The 13,917-nt window shown below is 64.6% G+C and carries 14 protein-coding genes and 2 tRNA genes; 11 read left to right on the forward strand and 5 right to left on the reverse strand.

The window, feature by feature from the left end; genetic code table 11:
• Positions 1 to 6 precede the first annotated feature (6 nt).
• From gyrA to BLT71_RS01500, 6 genes are all read left to right on the forward strand, one after another.
• Positions 7 to 2,637, forward strand: a complete 2,631-nt coding sequence (gene gyrA, locus BLT71_RS01480; protein WP_091716951.1) for a DNA gyrase subunit A — start codon at positions 7 to 9, stop codon at positions 2,635 to 2,637.
• Positions 2,634 to 3,302, forward strand: a complete 669-nt coding sequence (locus tag BLT71_RS01485) for a DUF3566 domain-containing protein (RefSeq protein ID WP_045731255.1) — start codon at positions 2,634 to 2,636, stop codon at positions 3,300 to 3,302. The genes gyrA and BLT71_RS01485 overlap by 4 nt, the downstream gene beginning before the upstream one ends.
• A 98-nt stretch (positions 3,303 to 3,400) precedes the next feature.
• Positions 3,401 to 3,474, forward strand: a tRNA-Ile gene (locus BLT71_RS01490).
• A gap of 68 nt (positions 3,475 to 3,542) precedes the next feature.
• Entirely contained in the window at positions 3,543 to 3,659 is a 117-nt protein-coding gene (locus BLT71_RS20700) for a DLW-39 family protein (RefSeq protein WP_208858419.1), read from the forward strand.
• A gap of 72 nt (positions 3,660 to 3,731) precedes the next feature.
• Positions 3,732 to 3,807 (forward strand) — tRNA-Ala (locus BLT71_RS01495).
• Between the two features lie 92 nt (positions 3,808 to 3,899).
• Entirely contained in the window at positions 3,900 to 4,838 is a 939-nt protein-coding gene (locus tag BLT71_RS01500; protein WP_091716953.1) for a DMT family transporter, read from the forward strand.
• Positions 4,839 to 4,857: 19 nt separating this feature from the next.
• On the opposite strand, the gene BLT71_RS01505 is transcribed toward BLT71_RS01500, so the two are convergent.
• Together BLT71_RS01505 and BLT71_RS01510 are read right to left on the reverse strand one after the other, a co-directional pair.
• Positions 4,858 to 5,733, reverse strand: coding sequence for a glycosyltransferase (locus tag BLT71_RS01505; RefSeq protein ID WP_056080232.1), 876 nt, complete (start codon positions 5,731 to 5,733; stop codon positions 4,858 to 4,860).
• Between the two features lie 138 nt (positions 5,734 to 5,871).
• On the reverse strand, positions 5,872 to 6,858 hold the full coding sequence (locus BLT71_RS01510) for a hypothetical protein (protein ID WP_091716955.1): 987 nt from the start codon (positions 6,856 to 6,858) through the stop codon (positions 5,872 to 5,874).
• A gap of 155 nt (positions 6,859 to 7,013) precedes the next feature.
• Between BLT71_RS01510 and BLT71_RS01515 the strand changes: the two genes are divergently transcribed.
• On the forward strand, positions 7,014 to 7,559 hold the full coding sequence (locus BLT71_RS01515) for a peptidylprolyl isomerase (RefSeq protein WP_091716956.1): 546 nt from the start codon (positions 7,014 to 7,016) through the stop codon (positions 7,557 to 7,559).
• Positions 7,560 to 7,568: 9 nt separating this feature from the next.
• Positions 7,569 to 8,447 (forward strand): rhomboid family intramembrane serine protease, encoded by an 879-nt coding sequence (locus tag BLT71_RS01520; RefSeq protein WP_091716958.1) that lies wholly within the window; start codon positions 7,569 to 7,571, stop codon positions 8,445 to 8,447.
• 794 nt (positions 8,448 to 9,241) lie between these two features.
• On the opposite strand, the gene BLT71_RS01525 is transcribed toward BLT71_RS01520, so the two are convergent.
• Both BLT71_RS01525 and BLT71_RS01530 read right to left on the reverse strand, forming a co-directional pair.
• Entirely contained in the window at positions 9,242 to 9,850 is a 609-nt protein-coding gene (locus tag BLT71_RS01525) for a DNA-3-methyladenine glycosylase I (RefSeq protein ID WP_091716960.1), read from the reverse strand.
• Between the two features lie 48 nt (positions 9,851 to 9,898).
• Positions 9,899 to 10,150 (reverse strand): cell division protein CrgA, encoded by a 252-nt coding sequence (locus BLT71_RS01530; RefSeq protein WP_091716962.1) that lies wholly within the window; start codon positions 10,148 to 10,150, stop codon positions 9,899 to 9,901.
• 165 nt (positions 10,151 to 10,315) lie between these two features.
• On the opposite strand from BLT71_RS01530, the gene BLT71_RS01535 reads away from it, so the two are divergent.
• From BLT71_RS01535 to BLT71_RS01540, 3 genes are read left to right on the forward strand one after another with little or no spacing between them, the layout of a single operon-like run.
• Positions 10,316 to 11,098 carry a class E sortase gene (locus tag BLT71_RS01535; protein WP_091716964.1) on the forward strand — a complete coding sequence of 261 codons (783 nt, stop codon included), beginning with the start codon at positions 10,316 to 10,318 and terminating at the stop codon, positions 11,096 to 11,098.
• 2 nt (positions 11,099 to 11,100) lie between these two features.
• Positions 11,101 to 11,271, forward strand: coding sequence for a hypothetical protein (locus BLT71_RS20515; RefSeq protein ID WP_172829890.1), 171 nt, complete (start codon positions 11,101 to 11,103; stop codon positions 11,269 to 11,271).
• Entirely contained in the window at positions 11,268 to 11,909 is a 642-nt protein-coding gene (locus BLT71_RS01540) for an aminodeoxychorismate/anthranilate synthase component II (protein WP_012630758.1), read from the forward strand. Before BLT71_RS20515 ends, BLT71_RS01540 begins: the two co-directional genes overlap by 4 nt.
• 55 nt (positions 11,910 to 11,964) lie before the next feature.
• Here BLT71_RS01540 and pknB read toward each other — a convergent pair whose 3' ends face one another.
• Positions 11,965 to 13,917 carry a Stk1 family PASTA domain-containing Ser/Thr kinase gene (pknB, locus tag BLT71_RS01545; RefSeq protein ID WP_091716966.1) on the reverse strand — a complete coding sequence of 651 codons (1,953 nt, stop codon included), beginning with the start codon at positions 13,915 to 13,917 and terminating at the stop codon, positions 11,965 to 11,967.

The raw sequence follows: 13,917 nt of genomic DNA on the forward strand, positions 1-13,917 counted from the left end.
TACAAAATGAGCGACGAAACACCTGAGAACCCGGCCCCCGACGCCGGGAATCCGGAAACCGTTCTTGAAGGCGATGTGCTGATCGACCGTGTGGAGCAGGTGGACCTGCAGACGGAAATGCAGCGGTCCTACCTGGACTACGCCATGGCCGTCATTGTGGGACGGGCCCTCCCGGATGTCCGCGACGGGCTCAAGCCGGTGCACCGCCGCGTGCTCTACGCGATGTTCGACGGCGGCTACCGGCCCGACCGTTCCTTCAACAAGTGTGCCCGCGTGGTGGGCGAGGTCATGGGCCAGTACCACCCGCACGGTGACACTGCGATTTACGACGCCCTGGTCCGCCTTATCCAGGACTGGACCATGCGGTACCCGCTGGCCCTCGGCCAGGGCAACTTCGGTTCGCCGGGCAACGACGGCGCGGCCGCCCCCCGTTACACCGAAACCAAGATGGCCCCACTGGCCATGGAGATGGTGCGGGATATCGACGAGGAAACCGTCGATTTCCAGGACAACTACGACGGCAAGAACCAGGAACCCACTATCCTGCCGGCCCGTTTCCCCAACCTGCTGGTCAACGGATCCTCGGGCATCGCAGTCGGCATGGCCACCAACATTCCGCCGCACAACCTGCGCGAAGTAGCGGACGGCGTGCAGTGGTACCTGGCCAATCCGGCTGCCAACCGCGAGGAACTGTTGGAGGAACTCCTTCGCCGCGTGAAGGGACCGGATTTCCCCACCGGCGCCACCATCCTTGGCCACAAGGGCATCGAGGATGCGTACCGCACCGGCCGTGGCTCGGTAACCATGCGTGCCGTGGTCAATGTCGAGGAGCTGCAGAACCGCACCTGCCTGGTGGTCACCGAACTGCCGTACCAGGCCAACCCGGACAACCTGGCCATCAAGATCGCCGAACTGGTCAAGGACGGCAAGATCCAGGGCATTGCCGACCTCCGCGATGAGACGTCGGGCCGTACCGGCCAGCGGCTGGTCATTGTCCTCAAGCGCGATGCAGTGGCGAAGGTTGTGCTGAACAACCTCTACAAGCACACGGAACTGCAGAGCAACTTCTCGGCCAACATGCTGGCCATCGTGGACGGCGTTCCGCGTACCCTGAGCCTGGATGCTTTCATCCGGCACTGGGTCACCCACCAGATGGACGTCATTGCACGCCGGACCCGCTACCGCCTGCGCAAGGCCGAAGAAGAAGCGCACATCCTGCGGGCGCTGCTCAAGGCGTTGGACATGCTGGATGAGGTCATCGCCCTGATCCGCGCATCCAACACCACTGAAGCAGCCCGCGACGGCCTGATGGAACTGCTGGACATCGACGAACTGCAGGCACGGGCCATCCTGGACATGCAGCTGCGCCGCCTCGCAGCACTGGAACGCCAGAAGATCCAGGACAGGCACTCCGAACTCGAAGCCCTGATTGCCGAATACAACGCGATCCTCGCTTCCGAAGAGCGCCAGCGCGGGATCATCAGCACCGAGCTGGGCGAAATCGTGGACAAGCACGGCGATGACCGCCGCACCAAGATCCTCATGGGTTTTGACGGCGACATGTCCATGGAGGACCTCATCCCCGAAGAGGAGATGGTGGTCACCATTACCCGCGGCGGCTACGTCAAGCGGACGCGGAGCGACAACTACCGTTCCCAGCAGCGCGGCGGCAAGGGCATCAAGGGTGCCCAACTGCGGGGTGACGACGTAGTGGAGCACTTCTTCGTCACCACCACTCACCACTGGCTCCTATTCTTCACCAACCTGGGCCGCGTCTACCGCGCCAAGGCCTATGAGCTGATGGAAGCCGGACGCGATGCCAAGGGCCAGCACGTGGCCAACCTGCTGGCTTTCCAGCCCGATGAGCACATTGCCCAGGTGCTGGACCTGAAGGACTACCAGCAATCGCCGTACCTGGTGCTGGCCACTAAGCGGGGGCTGGTGAAGAAGACCCGGCTGGAGGACTACGACACCAACCGCTCCGCCGGCGTCATCGCCATCAACCTGCGTGACGAAGACGAACTGGTCTCCGCCCAGCTGGTCTCCGAAACCGACGACCTGTTCCTGGTATCCCGGATGGGCCAGTCGATCCGCTTCACCGCCACCGACGATGCGCTGCGCCCCATGGGACGAGCCACATCCGGCGTGACCGGCATGAAGTTCCGTGAGGATGATGAACTGCTGGCCGCCGATGTGGTCACTGACGGGTCCTTCGTGTTCATCGTGACCGAAGGCGGCTACGCCAAGCGCACCGCCGTCGAGGAATACCGCCTGCAGGGCCGCGGTGGCCTGGGCATCAAGGTGGGCAAGTACCAGGAAGAACGCGGGCACCTCGTGGGCGCCCTGATTGTCCAGGAAGAGGATGAAGTCCTGGTGGTCATGGAGGGCGGCAAGGTTGTCCGTTCCTCCGTCGCCGGTGTCCCTGCGAAGGGCCGCGACACCATGGGCGTCATCTTTGCCAAGCCGGACAAGAACGACCGCATCATTGAGGTTGCCCGCAACAGCGAACGCGGTCTCGAGGACGAAGAATCAGCGGAGGATGACGTAACGTTGGCTGAAGAATCACCGGCCTTTGAGTCAGAGGACGCCTCGGGCGACGCTGAGCCGAACGACGACAACACGGAGGTAACCGAGTGAGTAATTCCGACTCATTTCCCAAGCCGAACAGCACCGTTCCCGATGGTAACCGGCCCTCGGCGGCACCCCGGGTGAATGCCCCTGTCCGCCCGCAGCAGCGGCCTTCCGCGCCCGCCGGTGCCCCCGGCCAGCGTCCTTCGGTTCCCGGACAGCGTCCGTCCCAGCCCGGCCAGGGAAGCCAGCAGGGCCAGCCCGGCCAGCGACCGGCCCAGGGACAACGCCCTGCCTCTGCCGGACCGCGCCCGCAGGGTGCCCCGGGCCAGGGCGGTCCGGGCCTCGTGAAGCCGGCGCCGAAGGCCAAGGCACGCCGAGCCCGACTGCTGATCAGCAAGGTGGACCCCTGGTCCGTCCTGAAGATGGCGTTCCTGCTCTCTGTGGCCCTGGGCATCGTCACGGTCGTGGCTGCCATCGTCCTGTGGACCGTCCTGGACCTCACGGGGATCTTCGACCAGGTGGACAGCCTGCTGGGAACTCTGGCCGGTTCCGAGGGCGGCGGGTTCGAGCTGAAGAAGGTCGCATCGCTGGGCCAGGTGGCCTCTTTCGCCACGATTATCGCCGTGGTGAACGTGGTCCTGCTGACCGCGCTGTCCATGCTCTCGGCTGTTCTCTACAACATCTCTGCCACCCTGGTGGGCGGCATTGGCGTGACCCTCACCGACGATTAGGACACCGCTTCCACCGGCCCCGGAGCCGGTGGAAGCGCCCGATTTGAGATCGGGCCGGGATGTGCTGTAAAGTCATGTCTCGGCCCGATGAGGCATCGGGGCGTATAGCTCAGGCGGTTAGAGCGCTTCGCTGATAACGAAGAGGTCCCAGGTTCAAGTCCTGGTACGCCCACGGAACCTGTGCAGGTTCAAGTTGAGGTTTGTCTGCGGAACACTGCAGCAGGCCGGAACGGGGAGCATGTGAAGAAGTTGCTTGTACTGGCAGCGGCGATCGCAGGCGTCCTGCTCTACCGGAAAGCACAGGAATCCGAAGCCCGGAAAGATGTCTGGAGCAAGTCCACCGACACGGTGAACTAGGCTGGACGCCCGGTCTGGGAGCTGGTCAAAGGCTCCCGGGTTCTAGGGTATGATTGACGGGTTGCTTCTTATGGGGGCATGGCGCAATTGGTAGCGCACCTGCTTTGCAAGCAGGGGGTTCGGGGTTCGAGTCCCCGTGCCTCCACCATAAGAAAGTCCCGGTCCGCGGAAACGCGGACCGGGACTTTTGCTTTGTCAGCCTTGTCCCTGTTGGTGGCCATAGCGTGAGGTGGTAGTGCGGTGACCCTGTTCATTGCAGCCATGGGTGTCCTGGGCGTTGCGTCGTCAGGGCCGCTGATCGCAGCCACCCTTGGAGCCACCAGCGTCAGTGCCCTGGCCATCGCCTTCTGGCGGAACGCCATCGCAGCGGTGGTGATGGCCGGTCCCACCCTGGTCCGCGAGCCGCGCAGGTTCGGCAGCATCACCGGACGCGAGTTCCGCTGGTCCCTTCTTGCCGCCGTCGCCCTCGCCCTGCACTTTGCCTGCTTCATCACTTCCCTCCAGCTCACGTCCGTGGCCGCCGCGACGGCGCTCGTCTGCCTGCAGTCGGCCTGGATTGCCATCTTCCAGCTGCTGCGCGGCACGAGGCACCGCTGGCAGGTGCTGGCAGGGCTGGGGATTGCTTTCGGTGGGGTCGTCGCCATCACTGGATTCGACATGGGGTCTTCGCCTGAGGCGCTGCTGGGTGACATGCTGGCCCTGGCCGGCGGAGCGTTGGCGGGCCTGTACACGCTGGCGGGCGGCAAGGCCCGGCAGAGCATGACTACCGGCACTTACACAGCGCTCTGCTACGGCATGTGTGCCGCCCTGGTGGCGGTGCTCGCTCTGGCCACCGGCCAGCCGCTCTCCGGGTTCGACGCCGGAGGCTGGCTGGGGATCCTCGCCATCACCGTGTGCGCCCAACTGGTGGGGCATACAGCCTTCAACCACCTCCTGGCGACCATGAGCCCGCTGCTGGTCTCGATGATCATCCTCCTGGAGATTCCCGGCGCGGCCCTCCTGGCGTCCGTGTTCCTTGGTGAGACCCTGCCGGCCGGTACCTACGCCGGGCTGGGCCTGATCATGGCGGGGCTCGCCGTCGTGGTGGCTGGGCAAAGGTCCGGAAGGGCACGGCTCCGCAGCAAGCCACCCGGCGCCGAACCGCCGCCGGACCGGATTGCGGAGCTCGGCACGGACTAGGGACCTGCGAAGGCAGGAGCTACTGGCCGCCGCGCCGAACCGGCTGGGCCGTGTTGACCGTGTGGATGGCCCGCAACAGCTTGGCGGGGAAGTAGACCGAAAAGAAGACCACCATGGGTGCCTTCAGCGCCATCTTCTTGACGTTGTGCGCCTTGTACGTGCGGTCGAACCTGGTGACGTAGTAGCGGTAGTCCCGCGGGGAGTCCTCAAGGCGGCGCGCGGACATCCCGGACACCATCTGGGGGCAGTACTGGACCTTCAGGTCGTGTTCGGCCAGGTGCAGGGACAAATCGATGTCCTCATGCATCTCGTCTTTCTCATCCCGGCACGTTTCGGCACGGATGGTGTTCCACGCGGTGGACCTCAGCGCCATGTTGGAGCCGAACAGGAAATGGTACTGGTGCTTCGCCAGTTTCAGCATGAGCTGGCGCATCTTGTCGTCCGCCTTCAGGCCGAAGCGCCGCATGGGCATGTCGTAATAGACCACCGGACCGGTGGCCGCCTGCACCGAGTGGTCCTGGAATGCCCTCTGGACCTGCTCCACCCAATCCGGCTCCACCACCGAGTCCGCGTCAATCCGGCCCAGGACGTCCCCCGTGGCATGGTCAAGGCCAAAGTTCCGGGTGGGGATGAGTCCCTGCTCCCTGTCCTGCGTCAGCAGCAGGATGGGACTTTCCGGATACTCCAGCTGCATCTGCCGGACAATGGCGGCGGTCCGGTCCGTGGAGAGGTTGTCCACCACGATGATCTCGTGCGCGGGCACGGACTGGTAGATGGCAGCGATGAGGCACTGCCGGATGACGCTCTCCTCGTTGTAGGCCGGGATCACAACGGACACGCGGGGCAACTCGGCTGCGTCGTTCAAGGGATCCCCAGAGGATTGATCGGCTGACATCAGTCCAAATCTAGCATTGCTGCCCTCCCTGCCCGGGAGCACGCAGGCACCCCCGGACAGCGTCGCGGTCTCCGGAAACAGCAGCAGGGGCCCCGTTCCGAAGAACGGGACCCCTGCCGTGGACCTGCTGGACCGGGATCAGGCCTGTGTGGCGCCCTTATCCCCGTTGTGGATGCTGTTGGCGATGTTGCGGGTGGCAGTCTTTGCATCGGTGGCCACCTTGGGAGCGGCGTCGGATGCATCTTCGGCAACGTGCTTGGCCTTGTCTGCTGCGTCCTCTGCCTTTTCCTTGGCCGCATCAGCGGACTCGGCTACCTTGTCGGCACCGGCGGCAGCTAAGGAACCTGCTGCATCCGATGCCTTTTCGGCGGCGTCGGCGGTGGTTTCCTTGACCTCGTTGACCGTGGTGGCCGGAACCGGGGCGGGCGTGGGGGTCACGGGAGAGGGCGTCTTCCACGGATCCTCGACGGGCTTTGAGGCCTTCCAAGCGGCAACTCCGGCAGCGACTGCGGCGGCGATAACGCCGAACACCAGCCAGCCGCGCTTCTTCTTCGGCTCCGGCTGGGCCAGCTGGATGCCAACGCTGCGGCCGGCCTCGGCGGCAGCGGCCTTCAGCTGTGTGCCGGTGGCCTGCGCCTGCTCCTGGATGGTGTGAACGATTCCGGCGTCACCGAGCCGCTGGGCTACGGCGTCAACGCGGGCCGGAGCGCCTTCGAGGGTGCGGTGCACGGCCTCCGAGGCGACGCCGAGTTGGTCCGAGAGCCTGGGCAGGTATTCAACCACTACGCGGTCGCGCGCGTTGAGGACCACCGGGGTGGCCTTGTCCAGTGCCTCGTGGAGCTTGGGTGATGCGTTCTCCACCACGTCATTGATCCTGGGCGCCAGCTGCGCCAGGCCGTCCTGGAGCCGCGGGGTCACGGTAGCTACGCCGTCGGCAAGGTTATGGGCGGCGGACTTCAGCCCCTCCTGGATTTTGGGTGATGCTGTGTCCAGGCCGTGCTGCAGGCGGGGAACCGCCCAGTCAACGGCGGCTTCCACACGGGGGGTTGCCCAGTCCTTGGCATTTTCCACGGCATGGGTGACCGACTGCTCAAGGTCACGGGCAATACGATCAGACTTCTTCACAACTACCTCCCGATTAATGTGACGGTTCTGTGGTTAGCCTACGTGCCTGAGACTTCACGGGCTATTCACTCTGCGGATTTTAGGGCGATTTCACCCAGCGCGGAACTGGTACAGGGGCCGCCAACGTCATAGTCCGCCATGGAAGAATGGGCCTTATGACTGCCATCGCAACCGCAAAAGCAACCATCCACACCAGCCTCGGCGACATCGTGGTAAACCTCTTCGGCAACCACGCGCCCAAGACCGTCAAGAACTTCGTTGGACTCGCCACGGGCGAGCAGGACTGGACCCACCCGGAAACGGGCGAGGCCAAGACCGGCACCCCGCTCTACAACGGAACCATCTTCCACCGCATCATCAAGGACTTCATGATCCAGGCCGGCGACCCGCTGGGCCGCGGCACCGGTGGCCCCGGCTACCGCTTTGATGACGAGATCCACCCCGAACTGAGCTTCAACGCACCGTACAAGCTGGCCATGGCGAACGCCGGCATCCAGATGGGCAAGGGCACCAACGGTTCCCAGTTCTTCATCACCACCATCCCCACCGACTGGCTGCAGGGCAAGCACAGCATCTTCGGTGAAGTGGCCGACGACGAATCCAAGAAGGTCGTCGACGCCATCGAGGGCGTCCGCACCGGCATGGGCGACCGCCCGGTGGAGGATGTCACCATCAACAGCATCGATATCGAACAGCTGTAATCCCGCACCATGAGTTACGGAATTCCGTCGGCCGAGCCGTCCGCCCAGGTCCCGGTATGCCCCCGGCACCCTGACAGGCCCTCCTACGTGCGCTGCCAGCGGTGCGGGCGTCCCGCATGCCCCGACTGCCAGCGGGCGGCCGCCGTCGGATTCCAATGCGTTGACTGCGTCAACGAAACAAGGCGTACGACGCCGGAAGTCCGGTCCGTCTACGGCGGCACCGTTGCCACGGGCAAGCCCATGGTGACGTTCAGGATCATCGCCGCCTGTGCGGTGCTGTACGTCCTGCAGTGGATCATCCCCAACGACGCCGTTTACCAAAGCCTGGGTTTTGCCAACATCTACGCCGAACCGCGGTACGGCGAGTTTGAGCCGTGGCGGATGCTCACGGCAGCATTCCTGCATTCCCAGGGATTCATCCTGCACATTGCATTGAACATGTACATGCTGTGGATCTTCGGGCAGGCACTGGAGCCCCTCCTGGGCCGCGTCCGTTTCCTTGCGGTGTACCTGCTGTCCGCCCTGGGCGGTTCAGTGGGGTATCTGCTCCTCACTCCCCTCTACGTTCCCGGCCAGCCCCTGTACGGGGTGGTAGGCGCCTCCGGTGCCATCTTCGGCCTCTTTGGCGCCATGCTCCTGGTGCAGCGCCAGCGTGGCGGGGATACGCGGCAGCTGTGGATCCTGATTGCCATCAACGGCGCCATCGGCTTCCTGGTCCCGCAAATCGCCTGGCAGGCCCACCTCGGCGGGCTGGTCACAGGCGCCCTGTGCGCCGCCGTGATCGCGTACACACCCCGGGGTACACGGCGGGGCCTCATCCAGGCCGCTGGCCTGCTCGCGGTCCTGGCGCTCCTCGCAGCAGCAGTATGGGTGCGCGTCTCCATTTGATGTAGCCCGCCCGGGCCCCACGTCCTAAAACCCCCAGCCTCCTTGTGGAGGCTGGGGGTTTTCTTTATCCACAGCCCTTATCCACAATGTTAGTAACTTACAAGCGTGTAGTTCAGGCCGGCGAAGCTCTGCAGCCGCCTGCTCACACGGCCGGGGCAGTACAGAGGCGGATTTTGTCCACATCTGTGGATAACTGCTGGGGATACGGTTGTGTTTAAGTGGAAAAAACCGCGAACCCAGGTCATCAATGTGGATAACTCCAGCAGAATGGGCCGCATCAAGCCATATAGAACCGGCTGAACGCCGTTCCTCCACAGCTTTTGCACACTGTTAATAAGTCACAAACCTGTAAGTCTCGGATAAAAATCCCCCGGAATGGCGCAGTTCGGGGCGATTCATGGGCTCCTGAAGCTTCGGAATCCACAGCTGTGGATAAGTTGTGGGTATTGCAGTGTTGGTAAGTGGAAAAGCCGCCGGTCCTGCTGGACTCACGCGAAAGCGGTTGCAGGACTTCGGTTCCCGTGCGTGGAACTGGGGATAGAGCCCGGTGGTCCTGTGGGTACCGGCCGGTAACTCCGGGGGTGGCAGTTTATCCACAGGGTATTCCACAGTGTTAATAACTGCATCCATGGCGCGGGTTTCCGTGAAAGCCCGGCTTCCGCCGGGGGTGAGGGCTCAGGGAAGGGTGGACCAACGGTTATCAACACTGTGGATAACTTTCCCCACAGGCAAAAGCGCCGGAGACAACAAAACCCCCGCTGCCGATCTCCGGCGACGGGGGTTTTGGATCAAACTCAGGAAGGCTGCGGCCACACCCCTGAGGAGCCCCGGCGGTGGCTGTCCACAAGATGAGTGTCCAACATGCCGATGGCCTCCATGAGGGCGAACATGGTGGTGGGGCCCACGAAGGCGAACCCCTTCCGGCGAAGGGCCTTGGACAGAGCCACGGACTCCGCCGACTGTGTGGGGATATCCGTGTGCACCATAGGTTGCGGTGTGGTGGGAGGCTGGAATCCCCAGACGAAATCCACCAGGCCACCCTCTTCGCGCAGCGCGATGGTGGCGCGGGCATTCTTGATGGTGGCAACAATCTTCAGCCGGTTCCGGACAATGCCGGTGTCCTGCAGGAGGCGGTCCACATCGCCGTCCGTGTACAGTGCCACGGCATCGGGGTTGAAGTCGGCGAAAGCGGTGCGGAACGCCGGCCGCTTCCGGAGGATCGTGGCCCAGGTGAGGCCTGCCTGGAAGCCCTCCAGGCAGATCCGCTCGTACAGCCCGTGCTCATCCCGGACGGGCAGTCCCCATTCCTGGTCGTAGTACGTCCGCATCAACGGATCCGTGGAGGCCCACGCAGGACGGGCGAGGCCGTCGTCGCCCACTATCAGGTCAGCACTTGGTGACATGCCCGGCCCTTGTCAGGAACAATTGCGGCGGTACGTGGCCCGCATGGTTCAGGAGCGCCAGCGGGTGGTCATCATGAAGCCAACGATCGCGATGCCGAAGCCGGCCACGATGTTCCAGGAGCCCCACGGCTGGACCGGAAAACGGCCCTCGCTGATGTAGAACGTAATGATCCAGAACAGGCCGATGATCATCAGCCCGAACATGACCGGCTTGAACCACACCGGATTCGGCTTGTAGGCCGCCGGCGCGGCCTTCTCTGCGGTGCTGGCGGTCTTCTTACGGGGCTTTGACTCGGGCACTGGTTCTCCTTGGCGGCTGTCAAGCGCGGCGTCCCGGGCTTGATATCCTGCAAGAAGGAAATTGCCAGCGGTCTGCTCGATCTTGGTCAATTCTTACTAGCAGCCAATTCTAGCCGGAGTTCCTGGGCCGCCGGTGCCCAGCGGAACCGCCCCCGAGGAGAGCGCGTGGTATTGCAGGAGAAGGCGAGGCCCGCCGCCCCGCCCACTGCCGGCGTCGTTATCCTTCGCGGTGTTGTACAGGTGGCCGGCGAGCTGCTCATCACCGCCGGCGTGATCCTCTTACTGTTCGTGGCATGGCAGCTGTGGTGGACCAACGTTGAATCCGACGCCAAGCAAAGCGAAGTCATCAAGGAATTCGCCCAGGACCTCGGCGCTGCGCCGGCTCCGGCGCCCACGGCCCCGCCCGCTGAAGGCGAGGATTTCGGTGAACCCGTGGTGGGTGCTGCCCCCGGCCACGCCGGAACCATTGGCATCATGTACATCCCCAGGTTCGGCCCCAACTACACCCGGCCCATCGTGCAGGGAACCAGCCAGGATGTCCTGGACACCCTTGGCCTGGGCCACTACGACTCGACTGCCATGCCAGGGGCCTTAGGAAACTTCGCCGTTGCCGGCCACCGGCAGACCCACGGGGCGGTGCTGGACAACATCCACACCCTGGTGCCGGGAGACAAGATCTACGTCCAGACCAAGGACGGCTACTACACCTACATTTTCCGGAACAACCAGATCGTAATGCCCTCGCGCACCGACGTCCTGGCCCCGGTGCCCACCCTTCAGGGCGTGGCCCCCACGGAAAGGTTCCTCACCATGACCAGCTGCAACCCGCGGTTCGGTGCGGAGGAACGCATCATCGCCTACGCCCTGATGGACAGTTGGCGCCCCGGCTCGGCCGGACCGCCCGCCGAAATTGCCGCGCAGGTGGCCGCAGCGATCGGGAAGGGCTGAGCATGTACGGCTGGATTTTCCGCAACCTCCCGGGGCCGCTCTGGCTGCGGATCGTCACATCAGTGGTGCTGTTGGCGGCCGCACTGGTATTGATGGTCCAGTTCCTGTTTCCCTGGATGTCCGAGTACACCCAATTCACTGACTCAACGATTGGTGCAGCAAGCCAGCCATGACCACAACCAAGATCCTCGTGGTGGATAACTACGACAGCTTCGTCTACACCCTGGTGGGCTACCTCCAGGAGCTCGGCGCCGAGACCACGGTGGTCCGCAACGACGACGTCACCCTCGCCGAAGCGATCGAACTTGCCGGCACCCGCGACGGCGTCCTGGTGTCACCGGGCCCCGGCAACCCTGCCGAGGCGGGCATCTGCATTGAACTGATCAAGTGGTGCGGTGAAAACAGCGTCCCCATGTTCGGCGTGTGCCTGGGCCACCAAGCGCTGGCAGAGGCCTTCGGTGGGACTGTGACTCACGCCCCCGAGCTAATGCACGGCAAGACCTCGCAGGTGGAACACATCGGAACCAGCGTGTTTGCCGGCCTCCCCTCCCCCATCACCGCCACGCGCTACCACTCCCTGGCTGCCGTCCGTGAGTCCATCCCGGACGTCCTGGAAGTCACGGCACAGACGGCGTCCGGCGTGGTCATGGGGCTGCAGCACCGCACGGCCCCGCTGTGCGGTGTGCAGTTCCACCCCGAATCGGTCCTGACCGAAGGCGGCTACCAGATGCTGGGCAACTGGCTCGAATCGCTGGGAATGGCCGGCGCGGCCGCGCGGGCAGCCAAGCTGAGCCCGCTGATCCAGCACTGAGCCGCCCGCTCCACGGGATGAACCGATGGTCCGGATCATCCCGCCGGGGTTCCGGCTAGCCCCGGTCCCTGCCGCCCTTGGTTGAGGTGGGTGTGGGTATGGGAGACGGAGTGGCGGTGGGAGGCGGCGGCGGTGCCTTGGCCACCACTATGGTGATGGTCTTTCCCTGCTCCACTGCGGCATTGACGGCGTCGCTCTGGTCCGTCACCCGGCCCGCCTCAACCTGGCCGTTTTCCGCTTCGACGACGTTCGGCACCAGACCGAGGTCCTTGAGCGCTGCTTCCGCCTCCTCGCGGGTGCGGCCCCGGAGCTCGGGAACCGCCACCTTGCCGGTGGAAACCACCAGTTCAACGGTGGTACCCACCCCTACGCTCTGCCCCGGTGCGGGACTGGTGGTGATGACGATGCCGGCGGGCACGGTTGCACTGTTGGCCGTGGTGGTTGACGGCGCACCCACCAACCCCACCTGGCGCAGGACGTCACGAGCCGCGGCCTCCGTGGAGCCCGGGATGGTCTCCGGGATCTTCACGGCGCTGGGACCCTCGGAAATGTTCAGGATCACCTCTGCGCCGGGATCGAGCTTCTGGCCGGACACCGGGTCGGTGCCGATCGCGATGCCCTTGGGTACGGCGTCGTTCTGTGAACGCGTAATCTTCGGCTTCAGGTTGGCGTTGTACAGCTCCTGCAGGGCTGCCGACTCTGTCATGGAGGCCACCACCGGGATGTCCACCTTCGGCGGTGGTGGCGCAGGCCGGTTCACCACGCTGTAAACCCACAGGCCGCCGCCGGCAAGGATGAGCACGGTGAAGATCACCAGGGTTGCAATCCACGCCCGACGCCGGGACTTCTGCCGCGGGGAAGGCTCGCGTTCCGGGGAGAGGCCAAGCGGCAGGGGCTCAGGTTCGCCGGGCTCGTCCGCAACGCTCAGCGGTACCCGGGTGCCGCCGTCGTCCGAGCCCGTGACGGCGAGGCGGCCGGTGGGGGCGTCGTCCAGGAAACCGGCGCCCGCGGCGGCAGCGAAGGCCTCGGTTGGTGGGCTGTCCGGTGTAGGCACATGGTCGTTGGGGTCCGTGGGGGCTTCGGAGGCCGGCACGGCGGGCACGGCAACGCCGGACCGGGCTGCCCGGAGCGCGCGCTGGAAGGCTGCTGCATCCTGGAACCGGTCGTCACGGTTCTTTTGCAGCGCCTTGGCCATGACGGTGTCGAGCGCCGCTGAGACCTCGTGGTTAATGCTGCTGGGCGGCGCCGGGATTTCGCGGACGTGCTGGTAGGCCACGGAAACGGGGCTGTCACCAATGAACGGCGGCCTCGAGGTCAGCATTTCGTAGAGCAGGCAGGCAGCCGAGTACAGGTCGCTGCGGGCGTCAACAGTTTCGCCCCGGGCCTGTTCCGGCGAAAGGTACTGGGCTGTGCCCACCACGGCCTGCGTCTGGGTCATGGTGGCCGAGGAGTCTGCCATGGCGCGGGCGATCCCGAAATCCATCACCTTGATGGAATTTGTTGCCTTGCAGTACATGACGTTGGCAGGCTTGATGTCCCGGTGCACGATGCCGGCCCGGTGGCTGTATTCGAGGGCACCGAGAACACCCAGCGTGTAGTCGATTGCCTGCCCGATGCTGACGTCCTTGGCCCGGATCAGGTCCCGCAGCGTCTTGCCGTCCACGAACTCCATCACGATGTACGGCAGCCGGATGGATTCCTCTGAACCGTCGTGGACCTGCTGTTCACCGGTGTCGTAGATGGCCACGATGGACGAATGGTTCAGGGCGGCGACGGACTGCGCCTCACGCTTGAAGCGGGCCTGGAACTGTGGATCCCGGGCCATATCGGGCCGCAGGATCTTGATGGCAACCGTCCGCCCCAGTCTGGTGTCCGTGCCGCTGTATACGTCCGCCATGCCACCGCGTCCAATGAGGCCGCCGAGCTCATAGCGGCCGCTCAGGACACGCTTGTTGTCCACCGGGACATTGTCCTCCCGGTGGAGCGGTGCGCGCGATGACTCGTTCAC

Source organism: Pseudarthrobacter equi, from assembly GCF_900105535.1.
Lineage (GTDB): Bacteria > Actinomycetota > Actinomycetes > Actinomycetales > Micrococcaceae > Arthrobacter > Arthrobacter equi.

Excerpts from the sequence above, each read along its gene's own strand:
- BLT71_RS20515 (WP_172829890.1), top strand. The coding sequence starts at position 11,101 with ATGTACGGCTGGATTTTCCGCAACCTCCCGGGGCCGCTCTGGCTGCGG.
- BLT71_RS01540 (WP_012630758.1), top strand. The coding sequence starts at position 11,268 with ATGACCACAACCAAGATCCTCGTGGTGGATAACTACGACAGCTTCGTC.
- BLT71_RS01520 (WP_091716958.1), top strand. The coding sequence starts at position 7,569 with ATGAGTTACGGAATTCCGTCGGCCGAGCCGTCCGCCCAGGTCCCGGTA.
- gyrA (WP_091716951.1), top strand. The coding sequence starts at position 7 with ATGAGCGACGAAACACCTGAGAACCCGGCCCCCGACGCCGGGAATCCG.
- BLT71_RS01505 (WP_056080232.1), bottom strand. The coding sequence starts at position 5,733 with ATGTCAGCCGATCAATCCTCTGGGGATCCCTTGAACGACGCAGCCGAG.
- BLT71_RS01515 (WP_091716956.1), top strand. The coding sequence starts at position 7,014 with ATGACTGCCATCGCAACCGCAAAAGCAACCATCCACACCAGCCTCGGC.
- BLT71_RS01525 (WP_091716960.1), bottom strand. The coding sequence starts at position 9,850 with ATGTCACCAAGTGCTGACCTGATAGTGGGCGACGACGGCCTCGCCCGT.